Source organism: Winogradskyella sp. PC D3.3 (assembly GCF_054366245.1).
Genome location: NZ_CM135962.1, coordinates 1,007,125 through 1,028,313, shown reverse-complemented (window position 1 = coordinate 1,028,313; position 21,189 = coordinate 1,007,125). Strand labels below are relative to the sequence as shown.

The following is a 21,189-nucleotide window of genomic DNA, read 5'->3' as shown; positions in this document are numbered from 1 at the left end:
AACATTAACGGCTTTTAAAATTGAGGTTTTAAATGAAATATCTATTTGTATGTATTTTATACTGTTTGTGCATTGATTGTAAACCAACTGAATACACACATTATGAAGCTGTTAAGATATTATTTATTGGTAATAGCTTAACGTATTACGGCAATATGCTAGAGATGCTTCAAGACATGGGTAATGAAACTAATCCTCAAATAAAAATTCATCAAAGTACTTTTCCTGGCTATTCTTTAGATATGCATTTTGGTCAAATTATAAACCACACTCCTGAAGACCAAATTATTAATATCAAAAAACAAGACGTTAAACTCACTTTAACTGAACAAAAGATAAAAGAACACTATTGGGATGTTATTGTTTTACAAACAGGCACTGTAACTGTTTTAGTACCTAAAAAAAGCGAAGACATCCATAAATCTATTAACAACACCAAAGCCCGCGAAAACAATCCCAATTGCAAATTTATAATCTTTAGTACTTGGGCATCTAAGGCCGTTTATCCCAAGACCTATTGTTACAATTTTAATAAAACTACAGCCGAAGCTGAACGCTGCTCTCCTGAGATTAAAACCTTAGCGCATCACGTTGAACTTACGAATTCCGCTTACAATAGTCTCGCTACAAAACACCATCTTATAAAGTCTAACCACTCCAATTTAGCATACAACCTTATAAAAAATGATCCTGAAATTAATATCTTTATAGATGATATACACCCTAACGAAAATGGGGCATTTTTAAACGCTTGTATCTTCTATAACTTAATAACTGACACAAAAGCAGATCAATTAAAATATACTGGCAACTTAAAGAAAGCCACAGCAGACATACTAAAAACCATTGCGACTAAAACATGAAGAAAAAAATAGCATTAATCACAGGCGCTACAAGCGGAATAGGCAGAGCCACAGCTCACGAATTTGCCAAACACGGAATTCATTTAATCTTGTGTGGTCGCAGACAACAGCGGCTAGACAGTATACAGAAAGCCCTATCTAAAGAAACGATTGTGCATACATTAAATTTTGATGTTCGCGACAGAAGGCAAACATTAGAAGCCATAGCATCGTTGCCCGAAGAATTCCAAAAAATTGATATTCTAATTAATAATGCAGGAAACGCACATGGCCTAGATCCTATACAGACCGGAGATCTTGACGACTGGGATGCCATGATGGATATTAACGTAAAAGGATTACTCTACGTGAGTAAAGCCATTATTCCCGGAATGACCGAGCGTAAATCTGGACACATTATTAATATAGGCTCTTCAGCAGGAAAAGAAGTCTATCCAAATGGTAATGTCTATTGTGGAAGTAAGCATGCCGTACTAGCAATTACTGAGGGTATGCGTATAGATTTGAACCCGTTTGGAATTAAAGTCGGAGCCATAAATCCAGGCTTGGTAGAAACTGAGTTTTCTGAAGTACGATTTAAAGGAGATGCCGCTGCCGAAAATGTATACAAAGGCTATAAAGCATTACAAGCCGAAGATGTAGCTGAAGTTATTTATTTTGCGATTTCGAGACCTGCCCATGTAAATATTGCAGATGTTTTAATGTTTTGTACAGCACAAGCAAGTTCTACTATTGTAAAAAAAGAATTGCCATGAATTGGTTAGAGGATTATTGGAGCGGTTTAGCCTCAAATTATACTAATGATGCTCAAGTTAAGACTTTATGGGAGACTATTAAATCACAATATTCATCCAAAAAACGATATTATCATAACCTGTCACATCTCTATAATATGTTTCATCAATTACAAGATTTAGAAGCTAAAATAGACGATTTAAACAGTTTAAAATTTGCCATTTGGTATCACGATATTATCTACAAACCCACCAATAAAGATAACGAAGAACAAAGCGCTCTTTTTTCCGAAAATGTCTTAAAAATCATAAAATACGACACAATCAAAATAGAAAAGGTTAAAACACTTATTATTTCGACTAAAACACATGAATTGATTTTAACCGAAAACAAGGACAATGCGTATCTTTTAGATTTAGATCTATCTATTTTAGGCAGCGATTGGAACAGCTATAAAACATACATTCAAAATATTAGAAAAGAATATAAAATTTACCCTGATATTTTATACAAACCAGGTCGAAAGAAAATTCTTAAGCACTTTCTAGAACGAGATACTCTATTTTTTACGAATGAATTTAGAGCTAAATATGAATCACAAGCTAGGAAAAATTTAAAACAAGAAATGGCAATGCTATAAATCACAATTCTTAATTTCAATTAAACGATTATGATAAACAAACGTCTTCTCATAAAACACTTACTCGCTCACAACGACGAGAACAGTTTTTATGACAAAAAACGTAAGATTGATATTAGTTTAAAAGAAGGAAAAGGGAAGTTTTTAAAGCATGTCTGTGCACTTTCTAATAGCAACCCTAACAATAATTCTTTTATTGTAATTGGTGTTAATGATGAAGACAATAAAATTGTTGGTGTTGATTTTTTTGATGATAGTAAAATTCAGAATCTTATTAATGCTTATCTCAGCAACCCTCCCATTGTACAATACGAAAACATTCCTTTTCCACATTTACCTGATGATAAAGTCGTTGGTTTAGTAACAATTAGACCAATTAATGGCCTTACGTCTCTAAAAAAAAACATATGGAAATATTATGGTGGGTCGGTATTTTTTAGAGATGGTAGTATAAGTATGCCTAAAGTTGTTGACATTGAAATTAAGGATGTCAACTCTAAAATTGTTACTGCCATAGAAAACAATGCACAAAACAATATTGAACTGACATTAGACGGTGTTTTCGATTTTATGAATAAACGTCAAGATTTTAATCCAAAATACAAGGTTTTTAAAGAGTACTTTGTATTATGTTGGTCTGGCGTAAAAAAACAAATTAAGGATGAAGTCTTCTTTTCTAGAGTTGATATAGAATTAATAAACGAACAGGTCCGTTTATTTTACTCAGCTTTAGATGATGTCTCCATTTCCTACACAGAAGACGCTTTTAAAATAATTGAGTATGTAAGACTTGGCCTGTATAAGTCTTATAAGTACCACAAACTTGAAGAAAAAATAATTCGCTTTAACGATAATGCCAACTACTCCATTGAATCCAACCTTGTATTTGAACCACCACAATTTGACAAAAAAGTATTACATCATATTTACAATACCAATAATGCTATTTTAGAAAAACTAAAAAACCAAAGAGAATTATCTCAAATTGAAACAGAAGATTTAAAAAATTTAGCGGCTAGCTATCTCATCTGTTACCTCAATGGATTTAATGATGCTTTAGACAAATTAGAGCATTCTAAGCCATTTATAAAGAGCTATAATTTAGAACTTTACTATTCATACAAAGAAACCATGAGAATATTAAGAAAAGTAAGATATAGTTAATTCGTCGGAAATAACTGATTTTTCATCTTCTTTTTATGCGTCTTAACGGAGATAGCTCAAAAATAACACTGATTATACAATTTTATTGACCATTCATCATAAATTTTGCTAATCATTGAAAATATTACCCATATTTGCAGTGCTATTAATCAATTATCAAACCTTGTTTCCCATGAGCTAAACGCTTAAACCGAGACAAGGTTTTTTTATTTTTCTAAATGAAATCTAAAACGTTTTGTTCCTTTGGAATTATACCTTCAACTGAAACATCCATCCACTTCGAAAGTATTGTAGCGTAAACGGATCTAAAATCTATATTGTATTTTATATCTCCATTAGCATCCAAATCATTTAAACGCGCCAAATCATTATAAAAACCAGCCCGCTTTAAATCCTTACCAATTACAAATACATTATTAGCAGCACCATGATCAGTACCATTAGCTGCATTTTGTTTGACACGTCTTCCAAACTCAGAAAAGGTTAAAATCAGCGTATCTTTAAAAGTGTTACTTCGTTTTAAATCGTTTACAAATGCCGCAACACTTTCTGCATATTGTGACAACAATTTGGCTTGCTTATTATTCTGATTGGCATGAGTATCAAATCCTCCTAGAGATGTATAAAACACCTTAGTGTCTAGATCCGAATTAATAAATTGGGCGACATTTTTGAGTTGTTTTGCAAATGCGTTTTGAGGATAAGTTTCTTGTGATCTTTTTACATCTGTATGTTCAAAAATATAACTAGCAGAAGACTTCGCTTCAATCATAGTTTGATATAAATACCCTAAGTTATGTTCGCTTAAATGCGCATCGTTATAATGACTTAATACATTTTTGAAATAAGGATCTTTTGCCGAATTATACAATACCCTAAAATCATTAGTGGCAATACCATTAAAATGATCACCCTTCATAGCCAAACTAAGCTGTTCATTAATCTCTATAGCATTATAAGGTTGTTTTCCATGCTGATCTAAGTAACGCCCCAACCAACCACTTTGTAAATATTCATCTGAACTACTTGCGGTTTGCCAGATATCCATTGACCTAAAATGTGATCGCACAGGATTTGGATAACCGACGTTATTTAGAATAGACAATTCACCATTATCAAACAATGCACGTAAAGGACTTAAACTTGGATGAAACCCTAAATCGTCATTCAGTTTTATAATATCTTTAGTGATTGCTAATTTTGGCCTAGCATTATAATACAAATCATTATTATGTGGAATTATGGTATTTAACCCATCATTTCCCCCTGCCAATTGCACAATAACCAAACGTTTATACCCCAAACGTTCTGAAGCGACAGACTCGAAAGCTTTTACAAAATTAGGCACAAAAAACAAGCTGCTTGCTAAGGCTGAATTCTTAAGAAATTTTCGTCTATCCATAATTAACACATTTGATATTCTGGCAATGACATCAGCTGAACGCAACACTCTTGCTTAGACACTTTACTCAGCGTTTTTAAATAGTCAGAAGTTCCTTTATTAATAGTGCCTTGCAACATATAATCTTGAAGATTTTCAGTAGCAACAGCCTCAAAATTATCTAAAAAAGCAGCCCAATTGGGTAGGGTTTTAAACGGTAATTTACCCCTATGCTTTTTCATAAATTTCTTTTTAAATGCATCATGCTCACCTGAAGCAATTACAGCATTATTCAAAATTACAGAAGGTAATTTTAAACGCACCATAATGGTATTGGCATCAATCCAAGCTTTATCACCTTTCCAACCTGCGACATTAGGTGGATCTAATAAGGTCTGCCCAAGTAATTTTTGAATTTTAATAAGGTCTTTTTCTTTTTCAAATGTAACAGGTACTGTATTAGTGAGACCTACTAAATACTCTATAGGAGATTTAATTTTTGAGCCTATGTTTACCTCATCATAAAACCAATCGGATAGAAACACAAACCGCATTAAATTTTCGATATTATAATCCTTGTAAAACACCTCAGCCATAGCCTGGATATGTTGTTTATTCGGCTTTGGATTCACAAAATAACGGTAGATTTTATCTGAAATAAACGCAGCACATTGTTTATTTTCGAGAATAATATCAATAATATCATCTCCTGAAAAATGCCCTGTTTTGCCGAAAAAGGTTTTTAGACCTTCATCATGTCGTCGTTGAGCTAATATAAAATTTCCATCAAAATCATGATTATATCCTGTAAACGCTCTAGCACTTTCTTTTATATCTGTTTCAGAATAGTGTCCTTCACCTAAAGTGAATAATTCCATTAACTCTCGGGCAAAATTCTCATTTGGTTTTGCTTTTTTGTTTTGCTTACCATTGAGATATTTAAGCATTGCGGCTTCTTTTGAAATAACTTTTACAAAGGTTCTAAAATCACCAAGGGCATGCGTTCGTAATGTATTATTAAATTGCTGAGCAAAAACCACATGATTCTCTCTGCACACAAAATGATTGGCCCAAAACAAGGTCATCTTTTCTCGTAATAATTCTTTTGGAGATATCAATTGATTAATCCAAGCATTATTAAGATTAGCTAATTTTTTTCTACTTTTTATTCTGAGTTCTTGAGCAAATTTGGGATTGTCTTTAATGTCTTTTAATGTAACACCATTCATAAAAGATAAATCTATTTGAATTGGGGTTATGGATTTAGAATCTTCAAAAAGTGTATTAACAACTTGCTGTCTATTTTTAGATAATGCCTTGAATTTATTGGGATTAATTCCAAATCCGGCTCGCCAATATAAATGTTGAAGTTCTTGCTGCGTCATGTTATTAAGACTTATACTTTTTAGAAACGTTTAATTGAAAATGTATTCAAAAAGAAAACCGCTTCTAGATAGAAACGGTTTTTGTGTTTAATTATTTTCAGAACAGACGACCTGTTTGTAAATCAAAAATTAAAATGTTGTTTTTTTGAAGATTAATTTACAAACCTAGAAATTAAATCACGACTTCCAATAGTAAAAACGAGACCGATACCTACAGAACTGTACTTTCCTTTACTAAAAAAATTATCTAATTGAGAGGGCACATCAATATTTGTTTTACTCACATTATAAGCATAATCAATGTAGATCATAAAATGCTTCGCCAACTCATAATGAAGATATAATCCATAGCGATTTAATTTAGCAGAATCATGCTGTTCAGCTATATCAGACGTGCTAAAACCTGTATTTTTATAATCTAAATCACCATCAATAGATATATTAAGACCTAACCTCAATTTATCAGTTGGCAGAAATTCATAGCCTAAATAGGCATAATTTTCAGCAATTCTCGATTTTCTATAACTTCCTAAGAGTTCTTGATTTTTAACATCAAAATAGCTCGCACCTGATGCAAGTCCGATAAAAAAATGCTTATAAATATACATCTGAACTTTAAAATCGATTCCAGATTTCCCCTTTAAACCCTTACCCATAAAATTATCACCACTGGTAAAAGGTTTATGGCCACCAACTGTAATTGCGAAAAATCGTTGACGTTCTTCTGAGTTAAAAAACGTACTGCTTGACGCAGTTTTAGATTCATTGTCATCAGGCTTATCTTGAGCAAAACCAACTGAATAATATAACAGTCCAAAAATCAATACTAGCGCTTTAATAGCTGAATGTAAAGTCATAATTTTCCTGATTAATTGTGATTATTTCAGTTATTTCTGGTTCGTCATTTATAGAATATGTAAATTCAACATCCTCACCAAATGGGATACTCAATAGCCATTCAATATCAGGGTTGTTATCATTGAGAAATTGGCCTACCACACGCTCTTGATAACATGAACTTTGATATTCATTAAGTGTTGTCCCTTCATAATACTCTAAACAAAAGCCTTCAATATATTTAAAACTATACCTAAGCGTATTAGATTCTCCGCTTGTTCTAACCATATTATAATTAAAGTTGGCTGTTTTTTTTAAGCTTACTGTTTCTAGATTAAACGTTAAATCGTCTGGTGTAAAATTTATAGTATTCGTTTTATAGACATACGTACTATAATTTTCTCCTCCATCCACTTCAATTGCAAAATCTTCATCTCCATCATATAATGAAATAACAGAGAACGCACCATCAGAATTACTATAGCCTTCCCCTAAAATATACTGATTCTCTCCTTCGCTGTAATTACTTCTTCTCGTCTGAACACTAATTTTCGCATTAGAAATAGGTGAATTGTTTTGATCTTTAATAGTGCCTTCAACCAAAATTCTTGTATCGTCCTCGAGTCGCACTTCACAACTGACAGCTGTTAACAACACGTAACATGAGAAAAAGAATCTAAATAGTAGTTTCATAAAAATAGCTCATTTAAAAAGTAGATGCTATTTGTAAGAAAAGGTTGCGTCTTACAATGTTAAAAAAATAAAGCCATATCTTCCGATATGGCTTTAAAATATTTAAAAACTTAAGCTTAGCTTAAAGATCAAACTTAATCCCTTGCGCTAATGGCAATTCGTCTGAGTAGTTAACGGTGTTTGTTTGTCTTCTCATATACACTTTCCAGGCATCAGAGCCAGACTCACGTCCACCACCAGTTTCTTTTTCACCACCGAATGCGCCTCCAATCTCAGCACCCGACGTTCCGATGTTGACATTAGCAATTCCACAGTCAGAACCAGCATAAGATAAGAACTTCTCCGCTTCTTTCATCTCGTTAGTCATAATGGCTGAAGACAACCCTTGAGCCACACCATTTTGCATCTCTATCGCATTTTCAACCTCACCAGAATACTTCATTAAGTATAATATTGGAGCAAATGTTTCGTGTTGTACAATTTCAAAATGATTTTCAGCTTCGATGATTGCTGGTTTTACGTAGCAACCACTTTCGTAACCTTCACCTTCTAAAACTCCACCTTCAACTAATACGTTTCCACCTTCAGCTTTAGCTTTTTCAATAGCTGCTAAATAGGTATTAACTGAATCTTTATCGATTAATGGTCCAACGTGATTGTTTTCATCTAACGGATTACCAATTTTAATCTGTCCGTAAGCACCAACAATGGCATCGCGTACTTTATCGTAAACTGATTCGTGAATAATTAATCGACGTGTCGATGTACAACGTTGTCCACAAGTACCCACAGCACCAAATACAGCACCAGGAACCACCACTTTTAAATCGGCAGTTGGTGTAATAATAATAGCATTGTTTCCACCTAATTCTAATAACGACTTACCAAAACGTTCTGCAACTGTTTTACCTACGATACGTCCCATTCTTGTAGAACCTGTAGCAGATACTAAAGGAATTCTATGGTCTGTAGTCATCATTTCACCTACTTTGTAGTCTCCATTAATAATACAAGAAATACCTTCTGGTAAGTTATTTTCTTTTAGAATATCCGCAATAATATTCTGACAAGCTATTGAACATAACAATGATTTTTCAGAGGCTTTCCAAACACAAACATCACCACAAATCCAAGCTAAAGCGGTATTCCAAGCCCAAACTGCTACTGGAAAGTTAAATGCCGAAATAATACCAACCACACCGATTGGGTGCCATTGTTCTCTCATCACGTGACCAGGACGTTCTGAAGGAATGGTTTGTCCGTTTAATTGACGTGATAAACCAACAGCAAAATCACAGATATCAATCATTTCTTGAACCTCACCGTAACCTTCTTGTAAGGATTTACCCATTTCATAAGACACTAATTTCCCTAAAGGTTCTTTTAAGTCTCTTAATTTATTACCAAACTGACGTACAATTTCTCCACGTTGTGGTGCAGGTACATCTCTCCACGTTTTAAATGCGCTAGTGGCTGCATCCATTACTTTGTCGTAATCGGCTCTTGTGGTTGTTTTTACTTTTCCTATTAATTTGCCATCTACAGGAGAGTATGACTCTATAATTTCTCCATTAGAAAAATTATTAGAACCTGTAGAAGATCCTTCATTTATATCTTTTACACCCAACTGTTGTAGGGCTTCTTTAATTCCGAAATCGGTAGCTACTGCTTCCATATTTGCTTATTTTTTATGAATTATTAAAATTTTATGCGAAGTTACTAATAAAATATCAGCTTTTCTCATAGCAACCATGTCAAAAAAAAGAACACTTTAGCGCTTTAAAATTTTATCTCTTAAAAGTGTACGCTACTTTAAATAAAGCCAAGCACTCCTATTTTTTAAAGATTAAAATCAAATGTAAAGGCATTATTTGTAACAATTTAATATATTTAAACACAAATAGTTAACCAACCTCAACTACAGCCATCAACCTAATTTACTTTCAACCTAAAGAAAGTAAATGATTACATTGTTTTGCCCAATTAGGCTATTCATCCTCCCCGAGATTTTTTTCGAAATATTTTCCTATACCATAAACCAAACTCTCCTTATAGTTATCGGTATTATCATAACATATCCAACAAATAGATTATAACCAAAACAGTATGAAAAACAAAAAACCTAACTGGACCAAAACCGAATTACAAATCTACATTATGCTACTCTGTGCTAATGCCGATAAAAAGAATGATACAAAACAAAACATCCAAGAAAACTTTTCTTAGCATGTTAGAAGAGCGACTAGATATAACCTTAGACAACATTCTCTATTAGAGATAAAGTTCTCTGATTATTACAACGCCTATCTTCATACACCTAATACCCTTTAAGTAAGAATGGCGCTTTCAGATTTGGTAAATCATTAATAAGAATTATGATAAAATTTTTCAGAAAATTAAGATATAAATCAATGGAGAAAGGAAAAACATCCAAATACTTTAAATACGCCATTGGCGAAATTGTGCTCGTGGTTATTGGTATTCTCATTGCACTTCAGATTAATAACTGGAATGAAAATAGAAAAATAAACAGTCAAGAGACTATTTATTTACAAGACCTAAAAAATGATTTCACTTTTGATATTGAAACGCTTAATACTAGAGTTGCAGATAATAATGTAATGGTACATAATATTGATACGATCTTAACACTTATTTCTTCAAAAAAAATATTTACCGCACAAGATGAAGTATTACTTGCAAACATGACATTAATATTATTTGGTGAATCTTATTTTATTCCCGAAAAAGGAACCATCAACCAAATACAAGCAAGTAGTTCAGGTAGCTTTATAAAAAACAAAAAATTACGAGATCTCATATTTAGATTTTATTCCAACGCAGAGAGAATTGAAAAAAACATGGAACAAAGTGTTCAAATTTATCAGCATCAAATTATTACGCCCACATTAATACATCCTGCGATAACAAAAAAGAGCATGAATATAAATGCAGAAGTGTCTCCATTAGATATATCTCTGTTGATAAAAGATAATGCTTACTTAAATGCGTTAACATTAAAATCAATCGGCACTCAAAACCAAAATAGAGAGTATTTAAAAATTATAAAAAAGGCACAACAAATCTTATCGATTATTAATAGCGAATTAACCTATGATTAAATTCTTTAGACACATTAGAAAAGACCTCATGGAAACAGGCAAAACATCCAAATACTTCAAATACGCTATTGGTGAAATAATACTCGTAGTTATAGGTATTCTCATTGCGCTTCAGATCAATAACTGGAATGAAAAACGTCTTCAAAAACTCACATTAAGCAATTACTACGAACGTATGCACGAGGAGTTAGAAAGTAGTCGTGATAAATTAGACAATTTAATTAGTGGCATTGATAGTTTAGTCATTCAAAATAGAAAAACGCTTGAAATATTAAGCTCTAACAACAAAGATTCTATACCAACACTTCAAAAAACCTTAGGTGCATTAGGTACAGCTTGGGTCAATAATTTTAATTACCCAATAGCCCAAGAGTTTATGAATGAAGGCTATTTAGCTAAAGTAAATAACACCAAAATTAAAGACGAGTTGCAAGCATTTAGTATTCAATTGAACCGCTTTAAGACTCTTGATAAAGGAATAGGCGATCAATATTTATTAACTATAGAACCTTTTATTAACAAACATCTTAATTACTCGCAAATTGCTCTACATATGTATAAAGACAGCCTCGTATCTGGAGGACCTGAAACAGATTTTGAAAGGCTATTTAATAATTTAGAAGCATGGAATATCATAACACTTAAGTTAGAGATGCTTGTATATCAAAAGTATGCTTTGCAAGAATTTAAAGCTATGAGAGAGCGCCTAACCAACTTATTAAATTCAGAGCTAAACTTAAAACCATGATAAAATTTTTTAGACATATTAGAAAAGACCTTATGGAGAAAAATAAAACATCCAAATACTTTAAATACGCCATCGGAGAAATTGTACTTGTGGTTATTGGTATTCTCATAGCACTTCAAATTAATACTTGGAACGAAAACAGAAAGAATAGTCAATACGAAGAAAACTATCTGCAAAGAATCCTATCTGATTTAAATAAAGACCAAACAGAACTTGAGATGCATTTTAATATAGACACGCTAAAACTAGATGCATTTACCCAGATAATGCGTACGCTAAGGACCAATTCAATTAAGTCAAACCAACAAGCTTTTTTAGGAGCTTTAAGTAACATTCAGAGAACCAACTGGTTTGAAGGAAATGACGTGGTATTCAGTGAAATGAAATTTTCTGGTAAGCTAGCGCTAATCGCTTCGGAGGAATTAAGAGAAAGTATACAAAACTATTATAAGCATGTAGAAGAAGTTATAAAACAAGAAAACACCTACATTGCTTTACAAACAAATGCATATTACAGGCTGAATGATTATACGGACAATGCCTTTTTAAGAGAGGCTTCTATGGCACCTAGATGGAATTCAAATACTAACGCGATTACTTATGAAGATGTCATTCACTTTTTTGATAATCTAAATGAAGATCAAAAAAAAGAAGCACTTAAAGATTTTACAATACTAAAAGAAAACATTTTGTATTCTAACAAGATTAGAGTTACCCATAACAAAAAAGGTAGAGCAACAATTAAACTCATTAATGATTATTTAGAAAAGAAGAAATAACATCATAAAAATCAAAGTTTAAGCATGATAAAATTCTTTAGAAAAATAAGATACAACCTCATGGAAACAGGGAAAACAGGCAAATACTTTAAATACGCTATTGGCGAAATAATCCTTGTGGTTATTGGTATTTTAATTGCACTACAGATTAATAATTGGAATGAGAACCGAAAAAATTCTAGTAAGGAAAAAGCCATTTTAACTAACATTCATAAAGAATTTAAAAAAAACAAAAAACAGTTAGACTCAGTTGTGTATAGGCATAAGTTAAGTTTAGATTATTGTAACAAAGTCATAACGCTATTTCCTATCACATCAAAACCAAATCCAGAAGTTTTAGATTCATTATCGGTTCTCTTGTGGGATACTTATGATGGTGTAACTTTTAATCCTTCTCAATCTAGTATCACAGCGTTAACTAACACATCCTCATTTGAGGTTATAAAAAATGAGAAGTTGCGCGATTTATTGATTTCATGGGAAGATTTAATTGAGGATTATCAAGAAGAAGAAATACGTTCAAGAAATCATGTCTGGGAACAATACGACCCTTACATGTCAAAGCATTTCGATTTCAATTTTAATTTTAAGGATCCACGTAATGATTTTGATGCATTACAAACTCTAGAGTTTGAATATTTGGTAAAATCACGGCAAGATTTTTTAGATCAAATTGTCAACTCAAGTGGTGAATTACAATTAGTACAAGAAACCTTAGATGCTATTATTGCGCTTTCTAAAACGGATACACTATGATAAAATTCTTTAGGAAAATAAGATACAACCTCATGGAAACAGACAAAACATCCAAATACTTTAAATACGCTATAGGTGAAATTGTGCTTGTGGTTATTGGGATTTTAATTGCATTGCAGATTAACAATTGGAATGAAAACAGAAAACAAGTTAATACACAAAACGCAATATATCAGACTGTAAAAGAAGATTTAGAAACTGATATCTTAGAATTTGAGCCTTTTATAAAAGAATATTTCACAGTAAGAAAACCTGCATTTGACAGTGTACTAAACAAAGAACTAACAAGGAAAGATTGGAAGGATAACCCTAATTATTCAACTGTAATAAGTGGATATAAAGATTTAGCATTAAGTAGACGCGGATTAGATTTGCTTAAAAATTTATCTAGTCTATCTAATAATTTAGAACAAGAACTTACAACAACCATAGATAAGTTTTACAATAAACACCTTACAGAAATTAGTGTAGGTACTGAGGAATTAGGCGATCAATTTGTAAGAAATTATAACTATTATCAAAATTTCGAATGGTATTCATCTTATTTAATGAATGGCAACATTAATGGTTTTGTTGATAGTTATTATAACGACCAAAGTATAAAAAGTAGATTGGCCGTATTTTATTTCATCTTTGAAATTTATATAGCTGAACTTCAAAGCTATTTAACAAATGCTAAAGTATTGATTATAGACATTGATAATCATTTAAAAAATAATCAAAACTAATTTTGTAAAATCACCTCTTGAGGAAAAAAAACACAAACTAAAATATGATAAAATTCTTTCGTGGTATAAGACTTAACCTCGTGAAAACAAACAAAACAACCAAATACTTTAAATACGCTATTGGTGAAATTGTGCTTGTGGTTATTGGGATTCTCATTGCACTTCAAATAAATAATTGGAATCAAAATCGAATTCAACTAAAACAAGAACACAACTTATTAGTATCACTAAAAGACGACGTTATAGCATCTAAAGAACGTTTAGTAGAAACGATGTTTATGCAAAAAAACGTGATTAGAAAAAGTAGTGAACTCATTAAAATGTATGAAGGCAAAATACCACGTGCGAGTAACGATTCTATAAAGAATTTCCTTGTTTATGGAGCCCAAAGTTGGTATCGCGCAGAATTATTAACTGGAGCTTACGATTCTGGAAACATCGATTTATTAAGAAATAAACAACTTACAAAAATGCTTGCTGAGTATTTCTCAATTGTTAAGTCTGGGTTTGAAGACCAAGATAACAGTATGAATCTTCTAAATAATATGCAAAACATTAGTGCACCTGTAAGTGCTCATTTGGAATTGCCTAAAATGAGAAAACAACTAGGTTTAGACACTATTAAAAGTCCTAAAGAAGATATGGCTATCGACTTTCTATTTAAACAAGACGCCTATTTTGGTCATTTACTGAATAGAGTCGCTATTGAGCATCTCAGATACGTCATACAACAAGAGGTGCTAGAAAAAATATCTCAAATTTTAGTTGTGCTTAATGATGAAATAGCATTACAAAATGATTGATTTTTTTTAAACATATCCACAACAGTTTCCCGTCTCAGGAAAGGATTAAACGTTGGGTCAAACAATGAGAAAAATAATACCATACAATGCAAAACTAGTAGAATACGCAAAAAAGCTTCGTAAAAACATGACGCTTAGCGAAGTCGTTTTATGGAGAGAAATAAACAAGAAAAAACTAGGAGTAAGATTCAGCAGGCAGATACCAATCGATTATTTTATCGTAGATTTTTACTGTAAAGATTTACAATTAGCCATTGAAGTTGATGGCTCTATCCATTTTAAAGAAGGACATCAAGAAAAAGATGCCCTCAGGCAAAGTCGATTAGAATCTTTAGGCGTAAAAGTAATTAGGTTTAGCAATTTAGATGTTAAAAATAATTTAAGTTGGGTAATTAGAGAAATTGAAAAGGAGATTAAAAATTTAAATACCCATCCCTAGCCCTTCCCAGGAAGGGAACACTCAATATATTTATTAACGCGCAACAGTTGTCATGCAACAGTTTCCCTTCCTGGGAAGGGATTAAGGGATGGGTCAACAGCAGCACAACCCGCACAGAAATGACAAATCAAAACCAAATTTTCCATTACAAAAACAATCTCAATTCCATTAACTCATTTGAGTATAATTCTTAACTTTAAGACCAATTTAACAATTCACCTACGTCTAAAACTAAAAATGTAAGCGTACTTATTTAACAAGAAAGCACTTACCTTTGCTTGATAATCGAATCTTTTACTTAAATCCATCAGCAACATGAACATCAAAAAGCACCTCGTCCTACTCCTAATTCTAGCATTTGTAAGTTCTTGTAAAAAGAAACCTGTTGAAACGGATAACATTTTTAAATTCAGAGACTATATTAGTTACACCACTTCAGGATTGGTATCTGTTGCAGATCCTATAAAAATTACGCTTTCAGATACAGTAAGCGGATGGGAAATAGATAAAACACTACCAACTGACCTTATCAAATTAACACCTCACGTTCAAGGACAATTAAAAGCCATGAACAATCATACGCTTTTGTTTACACCAGATGAATCTTTAGAACCTGCTACAGAATATACCGTAAACGTTAAATTGGGTGAAATTTATAATACCATACCAAAGGATTTTGAAGATTATACGTTTCAATTTAAAACCATCACACCAAGTTTCAATATTACCACTCAAAACCTACAATCGTACAGTAAAGAATGGCAGTATATGTTTGCGCAATTACGATCGGCTGATGTGATTTCACTTAATGAGGCTAAAAAATTAGTCACTGCTGCTCAGAACTCAAAACCTTTACATTTAGTGTGGAATGAAGCTAATGAAACTTCAAAATTCTTCGAGTTTAAAATAGACAGTATTAACCGTTTAGTTGAAGACAGTAAAATTGATATCGCATGGGATGGCTCTGCCATAAAAGCGGAAAATAAAGGCGAAAACTTTATTACTATTCCTGGAAAAAATAATTTTACGATTGTAACGACAGAAGTTGTTCAGAGCCCAGAACAATTCTTATCACTTAACTTTTCAGATCCTTTAGTAAAGCAGCAAAATTTCGCCGGATTGGTATCGCTTCAAGGCGTTAAAAATCCAAAATATATTGTTGATGGTAATGTACTAAGAGTGTATCCAGACACTAAATTGGTTGGAGATATCCAAGTCGATGTCTTTAAAGGCATTAAAAACACCGATGGTTTCAAATTAAAAACACCGTTTTCAGAACTGCTAACTTTTGAAGAATTAAAACCTGAAGTCCGACTTATTAGCAACGGAAGTATTCTTCCAAATTCAAAAGAATTGAAATTCAATTTTGAAGCGGTTAACTTGAGTAAAGTCGATGTCAGAATCATTAAAATATTTGAAGATAACGTTCTTCAATTTTTACAAGATTACAACCTTAATAGTCGCGACCAATATGCTATTAAAAAAGTAGGTAGACGTATCGCCAAAGAGACCATCACTTTAATTCAAGAAGAAAATCAAAACACCGGAAAATGGAAAGCTTACAGTATTGATTTATCAAAATATCTAAAAGCCGATCCTGGAGCTATTTATAGAGTAGAATTAAGTTTTAAAAAGGACTATTCGTTATATGATTGTTCATCAAACGCTGAAACAACAACCATTGATGAAGATGATTACTACGACGATTATTACGAGGAAGATTACTACGCTTCTGAAGAAAGTACTGAGGAAGAAGAAGAGTTACGAGAAGAACGCTATTGGGACAATTTAACCTATAGCTACAGAAACACCAATTACCGTTGGAGAGATAGAGACAATCCTTGTACGGACTCCTATTATAATTACGGCAATCGTGTGGTATCACAGAACTTAATCAGTTCAGATCTTGGAATTATTGCGAAACAAGGTGCGGATAATACGTATCTATTTGCGATAACAAATATGCTATCAACTAGTCCAGAAAGTGGTGCAAAAGTCACACTATACAATTACCAACAACAAGAATTAGCAAATGGCATTACCAATAAAGATGGTATTATAAAAATCGATGCTAAACACAGGGCTGCTTTCGCGATTGCGACTAAAGGTAGTAATGTGAGTTATATTAAATTACACGATGGTATGTCCTTATCGCTGAGTAAATTTGATGTGTCTGGTAACCGGCTACAACGTGGACTTAAAGGCTACATCTACGCAGAACGCGGTGTTTGGAGACCAGGAGACAGTTTGTTTTTAACATTTATGTTGAATGATGTTGCAAACAAATTACCAAAGCGTCATCCTGTAAAATTAGAAATCACAGATCCTGTTGGAAAATTAGTGTACAGAAAAATCTCTATAGATAATCTTAATAATTTCTATGATTTTATAGTGCCAACTTCCACCGATTACAAAACCGGAAACTACAACGCAAAAGTATCCGTTGGTGGTGCCACATTTTCAAAAAGTTTAAAAATTGAAACCGTAAAACCAAACCGATTAAAAATAAAAATCGATTTTGAAGACGAGATTCTAACCAACAACAAACCACTTCAAGGCGATTTAAACGTGACATGGTTACACGGCGCACCAGCAAAAAATTTAAAAGCTGAAATAAAAGCAAAATTTACCTCGAGCTACACCAGTTTTAAAGGCTATAAAGATTACGTTTTTAACGATCCAACACGAACATTCAGCTCTGAAGAAACCAATGTTTTTGAAGGCCATTTAGATGCAGAAGGTAATGCAGTCATCAATTCAAAACTGAATATTGGCAAAAATGCACCAGGCATGTTAAACGCGCAATTCTTAGTGCGAGCGTTTGAAAACGGAGGTGATTTTTCCCTTGATGCCTTCACCATGCCCTATGCTCCTTACGAAAGTTTTGTTGGGTTACAATCACCAAAAGGCAATAACTACGGCTCATATTTTACAGATGAAAATCACACCTTTGAGGTGGCTACAGTTACAGCTGAAGGACAACCTATTCAACGTAAAAATCTAGAAGTAAAGGTTTATAAAGTCGAATGGCGTTGGTGGTGGAATTCCTCTTACGATAACTTATCGAGTTACGTATCGAGCAATTACCACAGACCTGTTCAGTCCTTTTCTGTGAATACAGATGCCAATGGAAAAGCAAATTTCAAACTAAAAATCCCAGAAAACGAACGCGGACGTTACTTAATTAGAGTGGTGGATCCTGTAAGTGGCCATGCCACAGGAAGAACGGCGTATTTCTATAAAAACTGGTGGTCTACAAATCCTTCAAACGATAAGGAAGCAGCTAAAATGTTAGTGTTTTCAACCGATAAAGAAAATTATAATGTTGGCGATACGGCAAAATTAACCTTCCCTTCAGGATCTGAAGGTCGGGCTCTAGTAAGTATAGAAAATGGTTCAGAAGTGCTACAACACCAATGGGTAAAAACCAAGCCAGGCGAAACTACCATTGATATTCCTGTAACTTCAGCAATGGCACCAAATGTGTTTATTAATATTTCGTTATTACAACCGCATGCTATTACCTCTAACGATTTACCAATTCGTTTGTATGGTGTAATTCCTATGATGGTTGAGGATCCTTCGACAAAATTAGAGCCACAAATTAAAATGCCAGATGTGATTCAGCCGGAGCAATCTTACGAGATAAAAGTATCTGAAAAGAACAACAAATCTATGACCTATACTATTGCCGTTGTAGAAGAAGGCTTGTTAGATTTAACGCGTTTTAAAACCCCTAATGCTTGGGATAGTTTTTATGCTCGTGAAGCTTTAGGTGTAAAAACTTGGGACATTTTTGATGATGTTATTGGAGCGTATTCAGGAAGCATTGACCAAGTCTTTGCTATTGGTGGAGATGGCAGTGCTGCTGGTGGAAAAAACAAGAAAGCCAACCGTTTTAAACCTGTGGTGACCTATTTAGGACCTTTCCTTTTAGACAAAGGACAAACAAAAACGCATCAGCTAAAAATGCCAAATTATATTGGTGCGGTTAGAGCCATGGTTGTAGCAGGTAATAACGCCACAGAAGCTTATGGAAGTGCTGAGAAATCGGTTCAGGTTAAAAAACCATTAATGGTGTTAGCAACTTTACCACGCAAATTGAGTCCTGGTGAAAAAGTAACACTTCCTGTAACGGTTTTTGCCATGGAAGACAACGTGAAAAACGTCAATCTATCCTTAAAGTTAAGTGATGGTATTGTCGTAAAAGGCAACGCTTCACAATCATTAAAATTCGATAAACCAGATGAAAAAATGGTGTATTTTGAATTGGATGTCACCAAAGCAAAAGGTATCAATACCATTGAAGTCATCGCCACAGGAAACGGAGAAAAATCAACCTATAAAGTTGAAATTGATGTAGAGAATCCTAATCCGTATACATCGCGTGTTATTGATAATGAATTAGAGGCGAATGCCAAACAAACAATAGATATCACAACCTTTGGTGTTGCTGGAACAAATTCAGCAACGGTAGAATTTTCAACCTTGCCACCAATGGACTTTACGGGTAGATTACAATATTTAATCCGCTATCCGCATGGTTGTTTAGAACAAACCACATCTGGAGTGTTCCCGCAACTATTCTTAGCTGATATATTTGATTTAACGCCTCAGAAGAAAAAAGAAGTGCAACGTAATATTGAAAGTGGTATTAAACGTTTAGGTAATTTCCAACAACCTAATGGCGGCATGAGCTATTGGATGGGAGAAAACACCGCTAATGATTGGAGTACAAGTTATGCTGGTCACTTTATGATTGAAGCCGAGAAAAAAGGCTTTGTATTGCCATTAACATTCAAGAGCAACTGGATTGCGTACCAAAAACAAGCCTCTAGAAATTGGAGACCTAGCTATCGGGTTTATCATTCCGATTTAGCACAAGCCTATCGTTTATACACCTTAGCTTTAGCTGGTAGTCCAGATTTAGCAAGCATGAATAGATTGCGTGAGTTTGAAGAACTATCTAACGAAGCTAAATGGAGATTAGCAGCAGCTTATGCTTTAGCAGGACAACAAGAAGCGAGTGATGCGATTTCTAAAACGGCAAATATCAATTTTCAACCGTATAAATCAAATTATTACACCTATGGTTCAGCAGATCGAAATAGAGCCATGGCTTTAGAAACGATGATAATTACAGGCAACCCAAAAGCTAGAGATTTAGCGAAAACCATTGCTAAAGATTTATCAGGCAATAGTTGGATGAGTACACAAACGACGGCTTATAGTTTATTAGCCATGGGGAAAATGGTTATTAAAAATGGCGGTAAAGATTTAAAACTGACTTATAGTATTAATGGTAAATCAGAAACTATAGACACTAAAAATGCCATTGCACAACGTCATATTCCTATTAATGATGGTACTAATCAACTTACCATTACTAACGCAAAAGACAATTTAGTTTATGTGAGAGTATTAAACTCTGGTAAATTGAAATTAGGCGAAGAATTAGCAGAACAACGTGGCTTTACTATTTCAACAGTATACAAAGATTTACAAGGCAACAAAATTGATGTTAAAACGCTACAACAAGGACAAGATTTTGTAGCTACAGTAAGTATTTCCAACTTAACGAATGACTATGTACACGATGTGGCTTTAACGCAAATTTTCCCTTCAGGTTGGGATATTGTCAATACAAGATTTACAGCTTTTGGAGATACCACTGTGAGCCAAGCGAGATACACAGATATTAGAGATGACAGAGTGAATTTCTATTTCGATATGAATCCTAAAGGCAAACATGGCACCAAAACGTTTACCGTATTGCTGAATGCCTCTTACCTAGGCACCTATTATTTACCAGGCTCACAAGCTGAAGCTATGTATGATAATGACTATTTGGTGCGAAACAAAGGAGAATGGATTACTGTTGAGAAGTAAGTCGATGGAACGAGACCTTGTAGGTTTTAAAAACCTAGCAGGTCTGTTATGAAGAAACGTTATTGCGAGCATAGCGTGGCAATCTGTTTATCAATTACGTTACCTTTTATAAGATTGCCACGTCCTACGTCCTCGTAATGACAAAACAATTAAACTAAATACTCGCCGTCCGGAAGGCAAGAATCCTAGAAACAAAACCGCTAAAAATGTTTAACCTTAAATCACAA

General features: G+C 33.4%; 17 protein-coding genes. 12 read left to right on the top strand and 5 right to left on the bottom strand.

The window, feature by feature from the left end:
- The first annotated feature begins 32 nt into the window (after positions 1-32).
- Genes ACXGSQ_RS04440 through ACXGSQ_RS04425 form a run of 4 tightly spaced genes read left to right on the top strand, consistent with a single transcriptional unit; the run spans position 33 to position 3,402 of the window.
- Complete coding sequence (locus ACXGSQ_RS04440; RefSeq protein WP_458628423.1) at positions 33-863, top strand: DUF4886 domain-containing protein; 831 nt, start codon at positions 33-35, stop codon at positions 861-863.
- Entirely contained in the window at positions 860-1,618 is a 759-nt protein-coding gene (locus tag ACXGSQ_RS04435; RefSeq protein WP_458628422.1) for an SDR family NAD(P)-dependent oxidoreductase, read from the top strand. The genes ACXGSQ_RS04440 and ACXGSQ_RS04435 overlap by 4 nt, the downstream gene beginning before the upstream one ends.
- Positions 1,615-2,238 (top strand): HD domain-containing protein, encoded by a 624-nt coding sequence (locus ACXGSQ_RS04430; RefSeq protein ID WP_458628421.1) that lies wholly within the window; start codon positions 1,615-1,617, stop codon positions 2,236-2,238. The genes ACXGSQ_RS04435 and ACXGSQ_RS04430 overlap by 4 nt, the downstream gene beginning before the upstream one ends.
- A gap of 30 nt (positions 2,239-2,268) precedes the next feature.
- Positions 2,269-3,402, top strand: coding sequence for a DUF5929 domain-containing protein (locus ACXGSQ_RS04425; protein ID WP_458628420.1), 1,134 nt, complete (start codon positions 2,269-2,271; stop codon positions 3,400-3,402).
- Positions 3,403-3,616: 214 nt separating this feature from the next.
- Here ACXGSQ_RS04425 and ACXGSQ_RS04420 read toward each other — a convergent pair whose 3' ends face one another.
- The 5 genes from ACXGSQ_RS04420 to amaB form a co-directional block, all read right to left on the bottom strand.
- On the bottom strand, positions 3,617-4,804 hold the full coding sequence (locus tag ACXGSQ_RS04420) for a DUF1501 domain-containing protein (RefSeq protein WP_458628419.1): 1,188 nt from the start codon (positions 4,802-4,804) through the stop codon (positions 3,617-3,619).
- A 2-nt stretch (positions 4,805-4,806) separates the two neighbouring features.
- Positions 4,807-6,168 (bottom strand): DUF1800 domain-containing protein, encoded by a 1,362-nt coding sequence (locus ACXGSQ_RS04415; RefSeq protein ID WP_458628418.1) that lies wholly within the window; start codon positions 6,166-6,168, stop codon positions 4,807-4,809.
- A 152-nt stretch (positions 6,169-6,320) separates the two neighbouring features.
- The gene (locus tag ACXGSQ_RS04410; protein ID WP_458628417.1) at positions 6,321-7,025 is read right to left on the bottom strand and encodes a hypothetical protein; all 705 of its coding nucleotides are present in this window, start codon (positions 7,023-7,025) and stop codon (positions 6,321-6,323) included.
- Positions 7,003-7,698, bottom strand: a complete 696-nt coding sequence (locus tag ACXGSQ_RS04405) for a carboxypeptidase-like regulatory domain-containing protein (protein ID WP_458628416.1) — start codon at positions 7,696-7,698, stop codon at positions 7,003-7,005. The genes ACXGSQ_RS04410 and ACXGSQ_RS04405 overlap by 23 nt, the downstream gene beginning before the upstream one ends.
- Before the next feature lie 121 nt (positions 7,699-7,819).
- Positions 7,820-9,373, bottom strand: coding sequence for an L-piperidine-6-carboxylate dehydrogenase (gene amaB, locus ACXGSQ_RS04400; RefSeq protein ID WP_458628415.1), 1,554 nt, complete (start codon positions 9,371-9,373; stop codon positions 7,820-7,822).
- Between the two features lie 736 nt (positions 9,374-10,109).
- On the opposite strand from amaB, the gene ACXGSQ_RS04395 reads away from it, so the two are divergent.
- From ACXGSQ_RS04395 to ACXGSQ_RS04360, 8 genes are all read left to right on the top strand, one after another.
- Positions 10,110-10,820, top strand: a complete 711-nt coding sequence (locus ACXGSQ_RS04395; RefSeq protein WP_458628414.1) for a DUF6090 family protein — start codon at positions 10,110-10,112, stop codon at positions 10,818-10,820.
- The gene (locus tag ACXGSQ_RS04390) at positions 10,813-11,568 is read left to right on the top strand and encodes a hypothetical protein (RefSeq protein WP_458628413.1); all 756 of its coding nucleotides are present in this window, start codon (positions 10,813-10,815) and stop codon (positions 11,566-11,568) included. The genes ACXGSQ_RS04395 and ACXGSQ_RS04390 overlap by 8 nt, the downstream gene beginning before the upstream one ends.
- The gene (locus ACXGSQ_RS04385) at positions 11,565-12,347 is read left to right on the top strand and encodes a DUF6090 family protein (RefSeq protein WP_458628412.1); all 783 of its coding nucleotides are present in this window, start codon (positions 11,565-11,567) and stop codon (positions 12,345-12,347) included. The genes ACXGSQ_RS04390 and ACXGSQ_RS04385 overlap by 4 nt, the downstream gene beginning before the upstream one ends.
- 60 nt (positions 12,348-12,407) lie before the next feature.
- Positions 12,408-13,103 carry a DUF6090 family protein gene (locus ACXGSQ_RS04380; RefSeq protein ID WP_458628411.1) on the top strand — a complete coding sequence of 232 codons (696 nt, stop codon included), beginning with the start codon at positions 12,408-12,410 and terminating at the stop codon, positions 13,101-13,103.
- 32 nt (positions 13,104-13,135) lie between these two features.
- Positions 13,136-13,831: a DUF6090 family protein gene (locus ACXGSQ_RS04375; protein ID WP_458628410.1), complete on the top strand. Its 696-nt coding sequence runs from the start codon at positions 13,136-13,138 to the stop codon at positions 13,829-13,831.
- An 80-nt stretch (positions 13,832-13,911) separates the two neighbouring features.
- Positions 13,912-14,634, top strand: a complete 723-nt coding sequence (locus ACXGSQ_RS04370) for a DUF6090 family protein (RefSeq protein ID WP_458628409.1) — start codon at positions 13,912-13,914, stop codon at positions 14,632-14,634.
- 64 nt (positions 14,635-14,698) lie between these two features.
- On the top strand, positions 14,699-15,073 hold the full coding sequence (locus ACXGSQ_RS04365; RefSeq protein ID WP_458628408.1) for an endonuclease domain-containing protein: 375 nt from the start codon (positions 14,699-14,701) through the stop codon (positions 15,071-15,073).
- 315 nt (positions 15,074-15,388) lie between these two features.
- Entirely contained in the window at positions 15,389-20,962 is a 5,574-nt protein-coding gene (locus tag ACXGSQ_RS04360) for an alpha-2-macroglobulin family protein (RefSeq protein WP_458628407.1), read from the top strand.
- Positions 20,963-21,189 lie beyond the last annotated feature (227 nt).